Raw genomic sequence first — 14,545 nt, 5'->3', positions numbered from 1 at the left:
GGCAGACTCGGCGCTCATGCGAACACTCCTCGATCTGGTTCTCCCGCTCGAGTGCGCCGGTTGTGGGGTGCCGGGGGAGAACTGGTGCAGGGCGTGTGGCGAGGCGCTGTTCGTACCACCCACCCCCGTTCGTCCGCGTGTCGATCCCGGTGTGCCGTGTTGGGCTCTCGGCACGTACAGCGGACCGCGTCGCAGCGCCGTCATCGCCCTGAAGGAACGTGGTCGCCGTTCGGTGGCCCGGCCGCTCGGACGAGCATTGGCAGCGGCCGTCGGACATCTGCGCGAGGCGGGTGAGATCGATCCTCCAGAGCTGGGCTCGTTGATTCTGGTCAGCGCCCCCTCTCGGGCCCACGCGGCCCGGGCGCGCGGGGGTGATCCTGTTCTACGATGCGCTCGGATCGCCGCCGAGGAATTGGCACCGGAGCGAGTTCTCGTCCCCGAGTTGCTGCGCATGTCCGGTGGAGCCAGAGATTCGGTCGGGTTGTCGGCCGGACAACGTCAGCACAACGTGGCGGGTCGGATCGAGGCCGTCGGGGTGCGTCGGCCAGTGTTCGGCGGAGGTGCGTCGCAGCCCGCGGCCTTCACTGTTCTTTTGATCGACGACGTCGTTACCACCGGTGCCACACTGGCCGAATCAGCAAGAGTCTTAAGCGATTTCGGAGTACCCATCGCCGGTGCACTCGTGGTGGCGAGTGCCTGAGTACTCCTGAGGAAGACACGCCGACAACCAATTCGTGGTGAACGGTGGCACACCAGTCGATGACCGACTAACGTCGCGGACACGCACCCAATCGACAAGATGCGAGGTGATGCCCCGGACTCTGATGCCGGAAGGTTCCCCATTCGGCATGCACACTTGCCACGTCCAACAGTGGGCGTGGCCGATATCGGGAGGTACGCGTGACGACCCCTTCACAAGCCTCGGTTTTCTTCGACGAGAAGCCTTCGGAAGAACCCGCCAAGAGCAACGCGGATGTTGTGGTCAAGGGCCGCAACGTCGAGATACCGGATCATTTCCGGATATACGTCTCCGAAAAATTGGCTCGCCTCGAGCGCTTCGATCCCTCCATCTACTTGTTCGACGTCGAACTGCAGCACGAACGAAATCGCCGTCAGGCCAAAGCATGTCAACGCGTGGAGATCACCGCGAAGGGCAAGGGTCCGGTTGTTCGTGCCGAAGCGTGCGCCGACAGTTTCTATGCCGCTCTCGAAGCGGTGACGTCGAAACTCGAGAGCAGACTCAGGCGAACCAAGGACCGGCGCAAGGTCCACTACGGCGAGAAACGGCCCGTCTCCGTTGCCGAGGCCACCGCCGAACTCGCCGAGGACGACACGCTGGCACTCGACCCGGACACGAAGCTCGATTCCTTCGAGGACGATCAGAGCGGCCCGGGGCACATCGTGCGCACCAAGATTCACTCGGCCGCTCCCATGAGCGTCGACGATGCACTGTACGAAATGGAGCTCGTCGGTCACGATTTCTTCCTGTTCCACGACAGCGCCACCGACCGACCGTCGGTCGTGTATCGACGGCACGCCTTCGATTACGGCTTGATCAGACTTACCTGACCCACCCGTTCGCGGTGGCAGAGTTCGTTCGCCGTCCGTGAAATCCCATCACCGCTGCAGGCTCGATGCCGGAGGACTCGATCCCCACGTCGAGCCTGCAGTGCTGTGTCGATGCCGTGTCGGTGTTGTCCGGATGGCGAACCCGGGATGTCCGACGACCGACACTCGGTTTGCCGCGCCCACAGCGGCACCGCCTACCATGGACGCGTTCGGGTCACCCGCCGCGCAGATGCCGTGGTGATGTACCCGTGAGCTCGTACAGTGATGCAGTGTTGTTCGCAATGCAGTGTTGTTCGTGATGCAGTTGTTCGTGTCAGTACCCGTGAACCGAGGATCGAGGACGAGAAAGCCCGTGCCGTCGCTGTCGTTTTCCAAGCTGCTCCGTGTTGGTGAAGGTCGCATGGTCAAGCGGCTCAAGAACATCGCTGACCACGTCTCGACCCTGTCTCCCGACGTCGAGAGCCTTTCCGACGACGAACTGCGCGGCAAGACCGCGGAGTTCAGGGAGAGGTACTCCGCAGGGGAGAGCCTGGACCAGCTGTTGCCCGAGGCCTTCTCGGTTGCTCGTGAAGCGTCGTGGCGTGTTCTCTCGCAGAAGCACTTCGATGTTCAGGTCATGGGCGGTGCCGCTCTGCACTTCGGCAATATCGCCGAGATGAAGACCGGTGAGGGCAAGACACTGACCTGTGTTCTTCCCGCTTACCTCAACGCCATCTCGGGCGACGGTGTGCACGTGGTGACGGTCAACGACTATCTGGCCAAGCGTGACTCGGAGTGGATGGGCCGCGTTCACCGCTTCCTCGGTCTGTCGGTCGACGTGATCCTCTCCGGTATGACTCCGGTGGAACGCCGCGCCGCGTACGCCGCCGACATCACCTACGGCACCAACAACGAGTTCGGGTTCGACTACCTGCGCGACAACATGACGCACTCGCTCGACGACCTCGTGCAACGTGGGCACAACTTCGCCGTAGTCGACGAGGTCGACTCGATCCTCATCGACGAAGCTCGAACGCCGCTGATCATCTCGGGGCCGGCCGACGCGTCGAGCAAGTGGTACGGCGAGTTCGCCCGTATCGCGCCGATGTTGAAGGTGGACACCCACTACGAGGTCGATATTCGTAAGCGGACCATCGGCGTGCACGAGGCAGGCGTCGAATTGGTCGAGGATCAGCTCGGCATCGACAACCTGTACGAGGCCGCCAACTCGCCGCTGGTGAACTACCTGAACAACGCGATCAAGGCCAAGGAGCTCTACACCAAGGACAAGGATTACATCGTCCGCGACGGCGAGGTCATCATCGTCGACGAGTTCACCGGTCGCATCCTGGTGGGACGCCGCTACAACGAAGGTATGCACCAGGCGATCGAGGCCAAGGAAAAGGTGGAGATCAAGGCCGAGAACCAGACTCTGGCCACGATCACCCTGCAGAATTACTTCCGCCTCTACGACAAGCTCTCGGGCATGACCGGTACCGCCGAGACCGAGGCCGCAGAGCTGCATCAGATCTACGGTCTCGGCGTCATTCCGATTCCGACGAACCGTCCGATGGTCCGCGTGGACAACGGAGACCTGATCTACAAGACCGAAGAGGCCAAGTTCGACGCTGTCGTCGACGATGTGGTCGAGCGGCACGAGAAGGGTCAGCCGGTGCTCATCGGTACCACCAGCGTCGAGCGCTCGGAGTACCTGTCGAAGCAGTTCACCAAGCGGGGCGTGGCCCACAACGTGCTGAACGCGAAGTTCCACGAGCAGGAAGCAACCATCATCGCCGAGGCCGGTCGGCAGGGCGCGGTGACGGTGGCGACCAACATGGCAGGCCGCGGTACCGACGTCGTGCTCGGCGGTAACCCGGACATCCTCGCCGATCTGCAGCTGCGCAAGCAGGGTCTGGACCCGGTCGAGACCCCCGAGGAGTACGAGGCTGCCTGGGAGCCTGCTCTGGAGGAGGTCAAGGCGCAGGTCAAGGCCGACGCGGATACTGTGCGCGAGGCCGGTGGCCTGTACGTCCTCGGCACCGAGCGGCACGATTCGCGTCGCATCGACAACCAGCTCCGAGGCCGCTCCGGGCGTCAGGGTGACCCGGGAGAATCGCGTTTCTACCTCTCGCTCGGCGACGAGTTGATGCGTCGTTTCAACGGCGGCGCACTCGAGTCGATCATGACCCGGCTCAACCTGCCCGACGATGTGCCGATCGAAGCAAAGATGGTGTCCAAGGCCATCAAGAGTGCACAGACCCAGGTCGAGCAGCAGAACTTCGAGATCCGCAAGAACGTCCTCAAGTACGACGAGGTGATGAACCAGCAGCGCACCGTCATCTACGAGGAGCGGCGGCGCATCCTCGAGGGTGCCGACATGGAGGGTCAGGTCGAGGGGATGATCACCGACGTGATCACCGCCTATGTCGACGGTGCCACCGCCGAGGGATATGTGGAGGACTGGGATCTCGAGCAGCTGTGGACCGCGCTCAAGACCCTGTACCCGGTCGGCCTGGACCACAAAGTTCTGGCAGGGGAGAACGAGGACGGCGAGAAGGGCGACCTCAGCCGCGACGAACTACGTGAGGCGCTGCTCGAGGATGCACGGTCGGCTTACGCCAACCGTGAAGCCGAGATCGACGGTATCGCCGGCGAGAACGGGATGCGCGAACTCGAACGGCGCGTGTTGCTGTCCGTGCTCGACCGCAAGTGGCGTGAGCACCTCTACGAGATGGATTACCTCAAGGAGGGCATCGGCCTACGTGCGATGGCGCAGCGCGACCCGCTGGTCGAGTACCAGCGCGAGGGCTACGACATGTTCCAGGGCATGCTCGACGGACTGAAAGAGGAGTCGGTCGGCTTCCTGTTCAACCTGCAGGTCGAGGCGACGCCGGCTCCGACAGGGCCTGCGGCCTCGGCTGGTCTGGCCGTGGCTCCGGGACTGGCCTCTCCGGTGGGCTCCGGCCGCCCGGCACCGACTCCCGCCGCAGCACCCGCACCGACGGCTCCGGTACCCACGGCTCCGGCGCCTACTGCTCCAGCGCCCACCGCTCCTGCAGTGCCCTCGGCTCTGCGGGCGAAGGGGCTCGACGAGCAGGAAGAGCAGAGATTGACCTTCTCCGGTCCGGCCGAAGGTGGCGGCACCGATGTTCGCCGATCGGGTGCGGCGGCCGGCGGCAGTGATTCCGCCGCCGATGGCACTCGGCGGGAGCGTCGCGAAGCGGCGAGGGCGCAGAGCAAGGCCCCGAAAAAGGCAGCTCGCTCCAAGCGCAAGAAGTAGGGGATCAGGGTCGCCTCACCGCGAGGCGACCCTCACCCCACTCGCAACGACGTGACGGTCCACCCGGGACGGCGTGGATCGACTGCCAGTTCGATCCGCCCGGCGAAGGCGAACACTCGTGGGCCCCGGGTGTACGAGCCGAATATTTCCGCGGAGACATCGGTCTGGTAGACGACGTGCACTCGGTGTACGGCGGCGAATCCGAGCCGCCTCCCCGGCGGTGGGTTACGCACGATGGTTCGTACCAGGTCGATCATCGGGGTGGTGAACAACACAGTGAGTTGATCCGCACTGCGGCGGCGGTCGATCACTTCGATCAGCATGCGCACCGCGCGGTCGGCCGACGACCGCGCGTCGGCGGGCACGACCGGCCGACCGGCCGGCTCGGCGCGTCGTCGAGAACGGTTGCTGCGCACGGACGTTCGGTGTACTACCGGCCTCGGCTCGGCGGCTGCCGTGAGATCCCACCTATGGACGGTCGTGGACGAGAGCGGCGGCTCGAAGGGAGCGGCCCGTGAGAGGAAGCAGTGCGGTTCGGCGTGTAGTCGGGGGTTCGGCCCGGGAATGCTCGGGGTGTCCGGTGGTTCGTTCGATTCCATGACGCTCACACCGACATTGACGGTCCATGGCGGCGATCGGTTCCCCGCCGAACCAGGTCGATTCCCGCGACACGAGTCCTCGAACGACCCCGCGACCGGCGCTCGTCCGCCACGTACTCTAGGTTCGAGCCACACCGCGCGCTCGACCTACTCGAACGGGTGCGAACTCCACGCAAGGACGGAGACTGGAACACGCGATGGCGACCAGGCTGACAGCGCAGGATGCGTCGTTCTACTTTCTCGAGGCCAGTAGCAGTCCTATGCACCTCGGCTCGCTCGCGATCTTTCGAACCCCGCGCAGCGGTTTCAGTTACGAGCGTCTGCTGTCGTTGGTCGAACAGCGATTGGCTCTGGTTCCCCGGTATCGGCAGAAAGTTCGCGAAGTCGCCTTCGGTCTGGCCAGACCGGTTTGGGTCGACGACGCGGATTTCGACATCACCTACCACATCCGGCGCTCGGCGCTCCCGAAGCCGGGTTCGGACGACCAGTTGCACGATCTGATCGCACGGCTGACCTCGCGACCTCTCGACCGCACTCGGCCTCTGTGGGAGATGTACCTGGTCGAGGGACTGTCGAAGAACCGATTTGCCATCTTCACCAAGTCCCACTCGGCGCTCGTCGACGGCGAGCACGCACTCGACATCGGTCAGGTGATCCTCGACGCGAGCAAGAATCCACCGCCGGTTGCCGAGGAACTGTGGATGCCCGCTCGCGAGCCCAAGGATTCTGCACTCGTCATAGACGCGCTGACCGAGTTGGTCGTCCGGCCGGGGGAGAGTCTCGAAGCTCTGCGGGGCGCAGTGAACGGTATGGCCGGTGTCGCGGGTGACGCAGTGCGCGCTGCAGGAAAGGTTGCGGCTTTGCTGCGCACCGCAACCCAGAGTGCGCCGTCGAGTCCGCTCAACGCTCCGATTTCGCGAAACCGCAGATTCGCGGTGGCCAAGACCGAGCTGTCGGACTATCGCAGAATCCACAATCGCTTCGGTTGCTCGATCAACGACGTGGTGCTCGCAGTCGTCACCGGCGCGCTGCGAAACTGGTTGCTTTCGCGCGGCGAACCCGTGACCGCGTCGTCGACTGTCCGGGCCATGGTGCCGATGTCGGTGTACGTCTCCGCCGATCGCGTCGGTTTCGGCGATGTGGGTGACAGGCCTGCCGAGCCGACCGAGGACGATCGCAGCGAGATCTCGTCCTTCCTGGTCGACCTGCCCGTCGGTGAATCGAACGCGGTGGTTCGGCTCTCGCACATCGCGCACGCCACCGAGGCGCATGCCAATCAGAGTCGCGGCGTCACCGCGCAGACGCTGATGCGCATCACTGGATTCGCGCCTGCGAGTCTGCACGCCATGGGCGCGCGGGCAGGCAGCCGACTGTCTCAGCGGGTGTTCAATCTGATCGTCACCAACGCTCCCGGACCGCAATTTCCCCTCTACGTCGGCGGCGCACGCATGCTCGAGATGTATCCGGTTTCGCCGTTGTTCGAGAACCAGGCGATGAGTGTCGGCTTGACGTCGTACGACGGTTTCGTTTTCTTCGGGCTCAATGCCGATCGAGGTGCCATGCCCGACGTGGACGTGGTGACGGCGTTACTGCACGAGGCGCTGGAAGAATTGGTCGACGCGAGTAACGATTCGAGAGTATGAGGTCTTCTGCAATGCGTGTCTACGTTCCAGCGACGCTGGAGTTCTTGAGAGTGTTGTCGGCGGACGGTGAATTCAGCCCGGTCTCGCGGACGGCGTTCGCGGTGACGCCGACTCTGCGTGAGGCATATTCCTCCGGCGAAGACGAGGAGCTGGCGGAGGTGGCGATGGGGGAGGCTGCTCGGGCCTCGCTGCGCCTGATCGCCGCAGCCGTCGACGACGAAGCCGACACCGGCACGGTCGCCGAGGGTGTGGTGTACAGGCGAGCGGTGATCGCAGCCGATGTGGAGGACCCCACCCTGCGACCCGATCTCGACGATGCCGTCGTCCGGTTGAAAGAGCCCTTACGGATGGATCAGGTCGCGTCGGTGCACGTCGATCTCGAAGGTGCCGAATCGGCAGTTGCCAAGGCGGCGGCGGCCGTCGATGCTGCCGACATGGGTGATGCCGACGCGGAGTTCGTGCTCGGAGACGCCGAGGATCACACGTTGGCGTGGTACGCCCCGCAGGAGTTGTCGTTTCTCCTCGAACTGCTGTGATTAGGCTGTGATCGTCCCCGCACCCTCGCGGCGAAGGTGACCCTGACCCCGAACCTACGGTAGCGTAACCTCGATGGCCGGATGCGGCTCGGAGTCTCGATCGAGGGGATGGAACACCCGATGGATCTGAAGAAATGGCTGGAAGCTCCTGCGGCCGGCGTCTCGGCCCCCAAGCGTCCCAGACTGAACATGGTGCGCGGTGCTTTCACCCGCATCACCACTCCCTTGTTGCCGGACGACTACCTGCATCTGGCGAATCCACTGTGGTCGGCGCGCGAGTTGCGAGGCCGCATCGTGCGAGTGGAGCAGGAGACCGCGACTGCGGTGACGCTGGTGATCAGGCCTGGATGGGGCTTCAATTTCGACTATCAGCCGGGTCAGTACATCGGCATCGGCTTGCACCTCGGCGGACGGTGGCACTGGCGGTCGTACTCGTTGACCTCGCCGCCGAACTGGGAAGACAAACTCATTTCCATCACGGTCAAGGCGATGCCCGAGGGTTTCCTGTCCTCGCACCTCGTCGGCGGCGTGCCGCAGGGAACAATCGTTCGCCTGGCCGCTCCGAAGGGAAATTTCGCGCTTCCGGTTCCGCCGCCGAACAAGATCCTGTTCGTCACAGCGGGTAGCGGCATCACTCCGATCATCTCGATGCTGCGGGCACTGGATCGACACGGGGACATGCCCGACACGGTGCACATCCACTCGGCTCCCACCGAGGACGAGGTGATGTTCGCCGCGGAGCTCGCCGCGTTGGAGAAGTCCCATCCCAACTTCACTTCCCATGTGCAGTTGACGCGATCCGACGGCAAGTTCGCGCTGGCCTCGCTCGACGAGCTGTACCCCGATTGGCGGACGCGCGACACCTGGGCCTGTGGCCCCGCGGCCCTCCTCGAAGAGATCGAGAAGACCTGGAAGCGTGAGGGCATCGAGGACAGGCTTCACCTCGAGCGGTTCGAGATCTCCAGAGCCGACACTTCGGGTGCCGGAGGCACCGTGACGTTCTCCAAATCGGACAAGAACGTTGCTGTCGACGGGGCCACGAGCCTTCTCGAAGCCGGTGAGAGTCTCGGAGTTCAGATGCCGTTCGGCTGCCGGATGGGTATCTGCCAGACGTGTGTGGTCCCGTTGACCGCAGGGCACGTCATCGACCTTCGTTCCGGCAAGGAGCACAGCGAAGGCGATCGTGTGCAAACGTGTATTTCCGCTGCTGCGGGCGACTGCACATTGGAACTGTAGGTCTGTTTTTCGCACACTGACTTCTCAGGCTGTTCGGTTACGCTTACGTAGGTTGCCCATGCCGAACCACGATATTTCGGGCACTGCACTCAACTGTTGGAGGACCCGGTGGCCATCACCGATATCAAAGAATTCGCGCATCTGAGCGAAGAAGACATGGAAGCGTTCGGGCGTGAACTGGACGCGATCCGACGCGACGTCGAGGACAGCCGCGGCGAGCGCGATGCCGCCTACATTCGCCGAACGATCAGACTGCAGCGACTACTGGAACTCGGTGGGCGCGCGGTGTTGCTCGGTAGCAAATACCGACCGGCCTGGCTTGCCGGGACAGCGATGCTCAGCGTCGCGAAGATCATCGAGAACATGGAACTCGGCCACAACGTCATGCACGGCCAGTGGGACTGGATGAACGATCCGGAAATTCACTCCACCTCGTGGGAGTGGGATCAGACCGGACCGTCGGAGCAGTGGAAACGCGCCCACAACTACTCGCACCACACGTACACCAACATCGTCGGCATGGATGACGACATCGGTTTCGGCATCTTGCGCATGACCCGCGACGAGCCGTGGAAGCCGATCAACCTCGTTCAGCCGCTCGCCAACATCGTGCTGGCCACCACCTTCGAGTGGGGCATCGCACTGCACGATTACGACGCTCAGAAGCAGTTGGACGGCGAGGGCGAACAAGGTCTGTTGAAGTCTCCGGCGAGCCGCGCGTTCGCGCGCAAGATCGCCAAGCAGGTGGGTAAGGATTTCGTCCTGTTTCCGGCACTGTCCGGCCCGGCGTGGAAGTCCACGTTGACCGCCAACGCCACCGCCAATCTGGTCCGGAATCTGTGGGCGTACGCGGTTATCTTCTGTGGCCACTTTCCGGACGGCGCGGAGAAGTTCACGATCGGCCAGTTCGAGACGGAGACGCGTCCCGAGTGGTACTTGCGTCAGATGCTGGGAAGCGCCAACTTCGAGGCCGGTCCTGTGATGGCCTTCATGAGTGGCAACCTCTGCTACCAGATCGAGCACCATATGTTCCCGGACCTGCCGAGCAACCGGTACTCGGAGATCGCGGAGAAGGTGCACGCCCTGTGCGAGAAGTACGACTTGCCTTACACCACAGGGTCGCTCGGCAAGCAGTACCTGCTGGCGCTGCGGACCATCCACAAGCTGTCGCTGCCCGACTCGTGGTTGCGCGCCACGTCCGACAACGCTCCCGAGACGTCGTCCGAACGACGATGGCGGGTAGGGGAGTCGCCCGCCGTTCATGCGCTCCGGATCGATCCGCTCACCGGACAGCGTCGAGGCCTACGTTCGGCCATGCAAGAGGCGCGCGTGAGCTTGCGCAACGCGAAGAAGGAAGCCAAGCGTCAGGCCAAGGCTCTTCGACGTTCGGGCGACCGCGTTTCATTGTGAATCGTCACACAGATTTCCGCCGCTAACCTACGGAACCGTAAGTTACGATACGGTAGGTGACGGAATTGCACATAGCGCATACATGCGTGCTGTGTGTTCACGACTGCCAGGAGGTTGTTCGCCATGGCGATTACGGACGTCAAAGAATACGCGCATCTGACCGATGCCGACATCGAAACGTTGGGCCACGAACTCGACGCAATTCGGCGGGACATCGAGGCGTCTCGCGGTGAACGCGACGCCCGGTACGTCAAAAACACGATCCGCTTGCAGCGCTCCCTCGATATCGGTGGCAGAGCCGTGTTGTTCGCCAGCCGCCGTCGTCCGGCGTGGTTGGTCGGAACTGCCATGCTCGGGGTCGCCAAGATCATCGAGAACATGGAACTCGGCCACAACGTCATGCACGGCCAGTGGGACTGGATGAACGATCCCGAGATCCATTCCACCTCGTGGGAGTGGGACAACACGGGTCCGTCGGCGCACTGGAAGCAGACGCACAACTACATCCACCACAAGTACACGAATATCCTGGGCATGGACGACGATGTGGGTTACGGCCTGCTTCGGGTCACCCGAGACCAGCGATGGAAGCCGTTCAACCTCGGCAACCCCGTCTACAACCTGCTGCTGCAGTTGTTCTTCGAGTACGGAGTGGCGCTTCAGCACCTCGAACTGGGCAAGGTGGCCAAGGGCCGAGTGCCGCGCGAAGAGTTCGAGCAGAAGCGGCGCGAAGTACTGCAAAAGGTCGGCAAGCAGATCGGCAAGGACTACGTCCTCCATCCGTTGCTGACCGGTCCCGCATGGAAGAGCACGTTGACGGCGAACATCGTCGCCAACATGATGCGCAACGTGTGGACCAACACCGTCATCTTCTGCGGCCACTTCCCGGACGGTGCGGAGAAGTTCACCAAGTCCGACATGGAAGGCGAGACGCAGGGGCAGTGGTACCTGCGTCAGATGCTCGGCAGCGCGAACTTCAATGCCGGTCCCGTCATGGAGTTCATGAGCGGCAACCTGTGCTACCAGATCGAGCACCACCTGTTCCCGGACCTCCCCAGTAATCGACTGCGGGAGATCAAGGTTCGGGTTCTCGAGCTCGCCGAGAAGTACGATCTGCCGTACACGACCGGTTCGATCGTCCACCAGTACTTCCTGTCGTGGCGCACGATTGCGAAGCTGTCGCTGCCCAACAAGTACCTGAAGGCAACGAGCGACGACGCCCCCGAGACCGCGTCGGAGCGCAAGTGGGCCGATGCACCCGCCGGCCTGTTCACCGTCGACCCGGAGACCGGTAAGCGTCGCGGTCTACGTACCGCAATCGCAGAAACCAAGAAGCGCAAGGGAATTCGCAAGCTGGTCGGTTCCGCCGCGTAAGCACTCTCGGTCGCGAGCAAGCCTGGTCGCAGTCGACTCCTTCAATGAGTCGGTTGCTACCAGGCTTCGTTCGTTCGAACGGCTTCGAGAAGTAGCCGAACGGCGGCGACGCGTCGTGCTGCATCCCCGGTGAGGGAGTCGAGAGCACATTCGGGATCGGCCGGAGGGCCGAGGTGGGTACACCCACGTGGGCAATCTTCGATCGTGTCGGCCAGATCGGAGAACGCGGCGACGACGTTCTCGGGAGAGATGTGCGCCAGTCCGAACGACCGGATACCCGGAGTGTCGACAACCCAGCCGCCGCCCGGCAGCGGAAGTGCCACCGACTGCGTCGAGGTGTGACGGCCCTTTCCGACGCCCGAGACCACCCCGGTGGCCCGGTAGGCATCGGGCACCAATCGGTTGACGAGCGTGGACTTTCCGACGCCTGAGTGCCCGATGAGGGCGGTCACCTCGTTGGTCAGCATCGCGGTCAATTCGGTGAGGTCCTCGGACTGACCTGCCAACACAACGGGGACATCGAGATCGGCGAATGCCGCGGTGAATTCCTCGGGGGCGGCCAAGTCGCTCTTCGTCAGGCACAGCACGGGTTCGAGGCCGCCGACGTAGGCGGCGACCAGCGCTCGTTCGACGAAACCGGTGCGCGGCGGCGGGTCTGCGAGTGCAGCAACGATGAGCAACCTGTCTGCATTGGCCACCACGACGCGCTCGAACGGGTCGGTATCGTCCGCGGTGCGCCGCAGGACCGTGCGGCGTTCGGCCACGCGCACGATACGAGCCAGGGTGTCGACCTTGCCCGACAGGTCTCCCACTATGTCGACTTCGTCGCCCACCACGATCGGGGTCCGGCCCAGCTCGCGTGCGCGCATCGTCACGACCGGTCGGGTCGGGTCGCCGCCGAGCACACAGCCCCATCGGCCTCGGTCGACCGAGACGACCATTCCTGCTTCGGCGTCGTTGTGTTCGGGTCGAGTCTTGGTGCGCGGGCGAGAACTCTTACCCGGTCGAATGCGGACGTCGGATTCGTCGTATCGACGGGCGGTCAGGAGCCGACCTCGCTCGTTATGGAGGTGGACAGCATCGCGTCCCAGAGCTTCTCGAAGCCCGGAAGGGTCTTGGCGGTGGTGCCGATGTCGTCGACCTCGACGCCGGGGACTCGTAACCCGACGATGGCACCCGCCGTGGCCATTCTGTGGTCGGCGTAGGCGCGCCAGGTGCCGCTGCGCAGGGGTGCCGGATCGATCCTGATGCCGTCGTCGGTTTCCACTGCACGCCCACCGAGCCGGACGATTTCGGTGGTGAGCGCCGCGAGTCGGTCGGTCTCGTGACCACGCAGATGGGCGATGCCACGGAGAATCGACGGTCCTTCGGCGAGCGCTGCGAGCGCTGCGACAGTCGGTGTCAGCTCGCCGACATCATGGAGATCGAAGTCTATGCCGCGCAACGTATCCGGACCCTCGACCGTCAGGATACCCGCAGTCAGATCGACCCGAGCGCCCATCAGCGCGAGGATCTCGCGGATCACATCACCGGGCTGGGTGGTCGACTGCGGCCAATTCGGAACGCGCACTCTGCCTCTCGTGACCGCTGCTGCGGCAAGGAACGGGGTGGCATTGGACAGATCCGGCTCGATGATCCACTCGGTAGGTGTGATCGGACCCGGGTACACACGCCAGGTGTTCGCGTCGCCACCGGTCTCGGGGGTGTCCACGCGCACGCCTGCACGCCGCAGCATCTCCACGGTCATGTCGATGTGCGGCATGGACGGGACGGGCTTACCGACGTGATGGACAGCGATTCCCTCGTCGAAAGCCGCCGCCGAGAGCATCAGACCGGAGACGAACTGCGAGGATCCCGAGGCGTCGATCTCGACGGATCCGCCGCGCAGCGACCCCGTACCGCGCATCGTGAACGGAAGCGCGCTGCCCGCGATCTCGGCACCCACGGCGCGTAGTGCGTCGAGGATCGTGTCGAGAGGGCGGATGCGTGCTTGCTCGTCGCCGTCGAACGACACGTCGCCGTCGGCGAGTGCTGCGAGAGGCGGTACGAAGCGCATGACGGTACCCGCCAGCCCGCAGTCCACCGAACCGCCGTGCAGCGGTGCCGGAGTGACTCGCAGTGTCGTCCTGTCGTCGTCTGCAGCGGTGATCTCGATTCCCAGAGTCGTGAGAGCGTCGATCATGAGGTCGGTGTCACGGCTGCGAAGGGCACCGACGATCGTCGACGGGCCGGATGCGAGGGAGGCGATGATCAGTGCGCGATTGGTGATCGATTTCGATCCGGGCAGAGTGACTGTCGCATCGACGGGTGCGGCTGCGGCGGGTGCTGTCCAATTGCTCACGCGTCCATCTTCGCTCATTCGCGATCAGCGCGCGGCGATGGGCGCGGTTGTGGCGCGGGTGAGCCGGACGAGGTCGGCCGGGGCGAGTTCGATTTCCAGGCCACGGCGGCCTGCACTGCACAGAATCGTCTCGAAGTTCAGAGCCGAGTCGTCGATGGCTGTGGGGAGGGACTTGCGTTGGCCGAGAGGTGAAATGCCACCGAAGACGTAGCCGGTGGAACGCTCGGCGGCGGCCCTGTCGGCCATTGCAATTTTTCTGGTGGCCAGAGCGGTCGCCGCGGACTTGAGCGACAGCATCGTCGTGACAGGAACGATCGCGACGGCGAGCGACCGGTCTGTTCGTTCGACGATCAGGGTCTTGAAGACTTGTTCCGGTCGAACCCCGAGGCGCTCGACGAGTACCTGTGCCGCCTCCTCGCCGTAGGACTGCGCGTGCGGATCGTGCTCGTAGGAATGCACGGTGTGCGCCACCTTTCGCGCGGTGAGCAGCGCAAGAGCGGGGGTGGACGCGGTCATTCGCTGAACTCTAGTTCCGGCGCGGGAACACGGCGGTGCCGACCTGTGTTGTGTAACCACAG

General features: G+C 63.9%; 12 protein-coding genes. 8 read left to right on the top strand and 4 right to left on the bottom strand.

Going from position 1 to position 14,545, the window contains the following annotated elements:
• The first annotated feature begins 16 nt into the window (after positions 1-16).
• The 3 genes from O4220_RS09770 to secA all read left to right on the top strand — a co-directional run bounded on the left by O4220_RS09770 (position 17) and on the right by secA (position 4,828).
• Complete coding sequence (locus O4220_RS09770) at positions 17-700, top strand: ComF family protein (protein ID WP_269603472.1); 684 nt, start codon at positions 17-19, stop codon at positions 698-700.
• A gap of 200 nt (positions 701-900) precedes the next feature.
• Entirely contained in the window at positions 901-1,569 is a 669-nt protein-coding gene (gene hpf, locus O4220_RS09765; RefSeq protein ID WP_032376902.1) for a ribosome hibernation-promoting factor, HPF/YfiA family, read from the top strand.
• Between the two features lie 352 nt (positions 1,570-1,921).
• Positions 1,922-4,828, top strand: coding sequence for a preprotein translocase subunit SecA (secA, locus tag O4220_RS09760; protein ID WP_269603469.1), 2,907 nt, complete (start codon positions 1,922-1,924; stop codon positions 4,826-4,828).
• Positions 4,829-4,860: 32 nt separating this feature from the next.
• Here secA and O4220_RS09755 read toward each other — a convergent pair whose 3' ends face one another.
• Positions 4,861-5,427 carry an Rv3235 family protein gene (locus tag O4220_RS09755; protein WP_269603467.1) on the bottom strand — a complete coding sequence of 189 codons (567 nt, stop codon included), beginning with the start codon at positions 5,425-5,427 and terminating at the stop codon, positions 4,861-4,863.
• A 197-nt stretch (positions 5,428-5,624) separates the two neighbouring features.
• On the opposite strand from O4220_RS09755, the gene O4220_RS09750 reads away from it, so the two are divergent.
• The 5 genes from O4220_RS09750 to O4220_RS09730 all read left to right on the top strand — a co-directional run bounded on the left by O4220_RS09750 (position 5,625) and on the right by O4220_RS09730 (position 11,626).
• Entirely contained in the window at positions 5,625-7,070 is a 1,446-nt protein-coding gene (locus tag O4220_RS09750; RefSeq protein ID WP_269603466.1) for a WS/DGAT/MGAT family O-acyltransferase, read from the top strand.
• 11 nt (positions 7,071-7,081) lie between these two features.
• Positions 7,082-7,606 (top strand): DUF6912 family protein, encoded by a 525-nt coding sequence (locus O4220_RS09745; RefSeq protein WP_269603667.1) that lies wholly within the window; start codon positions 7,082-7,084, stop codon positions 7,604-7,606.
• 120 nt (positions 7,607-7,726) lie between these two features.
• Entirely contained in the window at positions 7,727-8,842 is a 1,116-nt protein-coding gene (locus tag O4220_RS09740; RefSeq protein WP_269603464.1) for a ferredoxin reductase, read from the top strand.
• 108 nt (positions 8,843-8,950) lie between these two features.
• A complete protein-coding gene (locus O4220_RS09735) occupies positions 8,951-10,252 on the top strand; it encodes a fatty acid desaturase family protein (RefSeq protein ID WP_269603462.1) in 1,302 nt (433 codons plus the stop codon).
• A 123-nt stretch (positions 10,253-10,375) separates the two neighbouring features.
• Positions 10,376-11,626, top strand: coding sequence for a fatty acid desaturase family protein (locus O4220_RS09730; RefSeq protein ID WP_269603460.1), 1,251 nt, complete (start codon positions 10,376-10,378; stop codon positions 11,624-11,626).
• Between the two features lie 56 nt (positions 11,627-11,682).
• On the opposite strand, the gene rsgA is transcribed toward O4220_RS09730, so the two are convergent.
• The 3 genes from rsgA to ybaK are packed head-to-tail and all read right to left on the bottom strand — an operon-like array spanning position 11,683 to position 14,483.
• Complete coding sequence (rsgA, locus tag O4220_RS09725) at positions 11,683-12,717, bottom strand: ribosome small subunit-dependent GTPase A (RefSeq protein ID WP_269603665.1); 1,035 nt, start codon at positions 12,715-12,717, stop codon at positions 11,683-11,685.
• Positions 12,669-13,985, bottom strand: a complete 1,317-nt coding sequence (gene aroA, locus O4220_RS09720; protein ID WP_269603458.1) for a 3-phosphoshikimate 1-carboxyvinyltransferase — start codon at positions 13,983-13,985, stop codon at positions 12,669-12,671. Before aroA ends, rsgA begins: the two co-directional genes overlap by 49 nt.
• Positions 13,986-13,991: 6 nt before the next feature.
• Positions 13,992-14,483: a Cys-tRNA(Pro) deacylase gene (gene ybaK, locus O4220_RS09715; RefSeq protein ID WP_269603455.1), complete on the bottom strand. Its 492-nt coding sequence runs from the start codon at positions 14,481-14,483 to the stop codon at positions 13,992-13,994.
• Positions 14,484-14,545 lie beyond the last annotated feature (62 nt).

This window comes from Rhodococcus ruber (assembly GCF_027270735.1).
Taxonomy (GTDB): Bacteria; Actinomycetota; Actinomycetes; order Mycobacteriales; family Mycobacteriaceae; genus Rhodococcoides; species Rhodococcoides rubrum_A.
Note: the sequence above shows the minus strand (reverse complement) of the source record. Positions and strands in the feature narration are given on the sequence as shown.

Excerpts from the sequence above, each read along its gene's own strand:
- O4220_RS09770 (WP_269603472.1), top strand. The coding sequence starts at position 17 with ATGCGAACACTCCTCGATCTGGTTCTCCCGCTCGAGTGCGCCGGTTGT.
- O4220_RS09755 (WP_269603467.1), bottom strand. The coding sequence starts at position 5,427 with ATGGAATCGAACGAACCACCGGACACCCCGAGCATTCCCGGGCCGAAC.
- O4220_RS09750 (WP_269603466.1), top strand. The coding sequence starts at position 5,625 with ATGGCGACCAGGCTGACAGCGCAGGATGCGTCGTTCTACTTTCTCGAG.
- O4220_RS09745 (WP_269603667.1), top strand. The coding sequence starts at position 7,082 with ATGCGTGTCTACGTTCCAGCGACGCTGGAGTTCTTGAGAGTGTTGTCG.
- O4220_RS09740 (WP_269603464.1), top strand. The coding sequence starts at position 7,727 with ATGGATCTGAAGAAATGGCTGGAAGCTCCTGCGGCCGGCGTCTCGGCC.
- O4220_RS09730 (WP_269603460.1), top strand. The coding sequence starts at position 10,376 with ATGGCGATTACGGACGTCAAAGAATACGCGCATCTGACCGATGCCGAC.
- aroA (WP_269603458.1), bottom strand. The coding sequence starts at position 13,985 with ATGAGCGAAGATGGACGCGTGAGCAATTGGACAGCACCCGCCGCAGCC.
- ybaK (WP_269603455.1), bottom strand. The coding sequence starts at position 14,483 with ATGACCGCGTCCACCCCCGCTCTTGCGCTGCTCACCGCGCGAAAGGTG.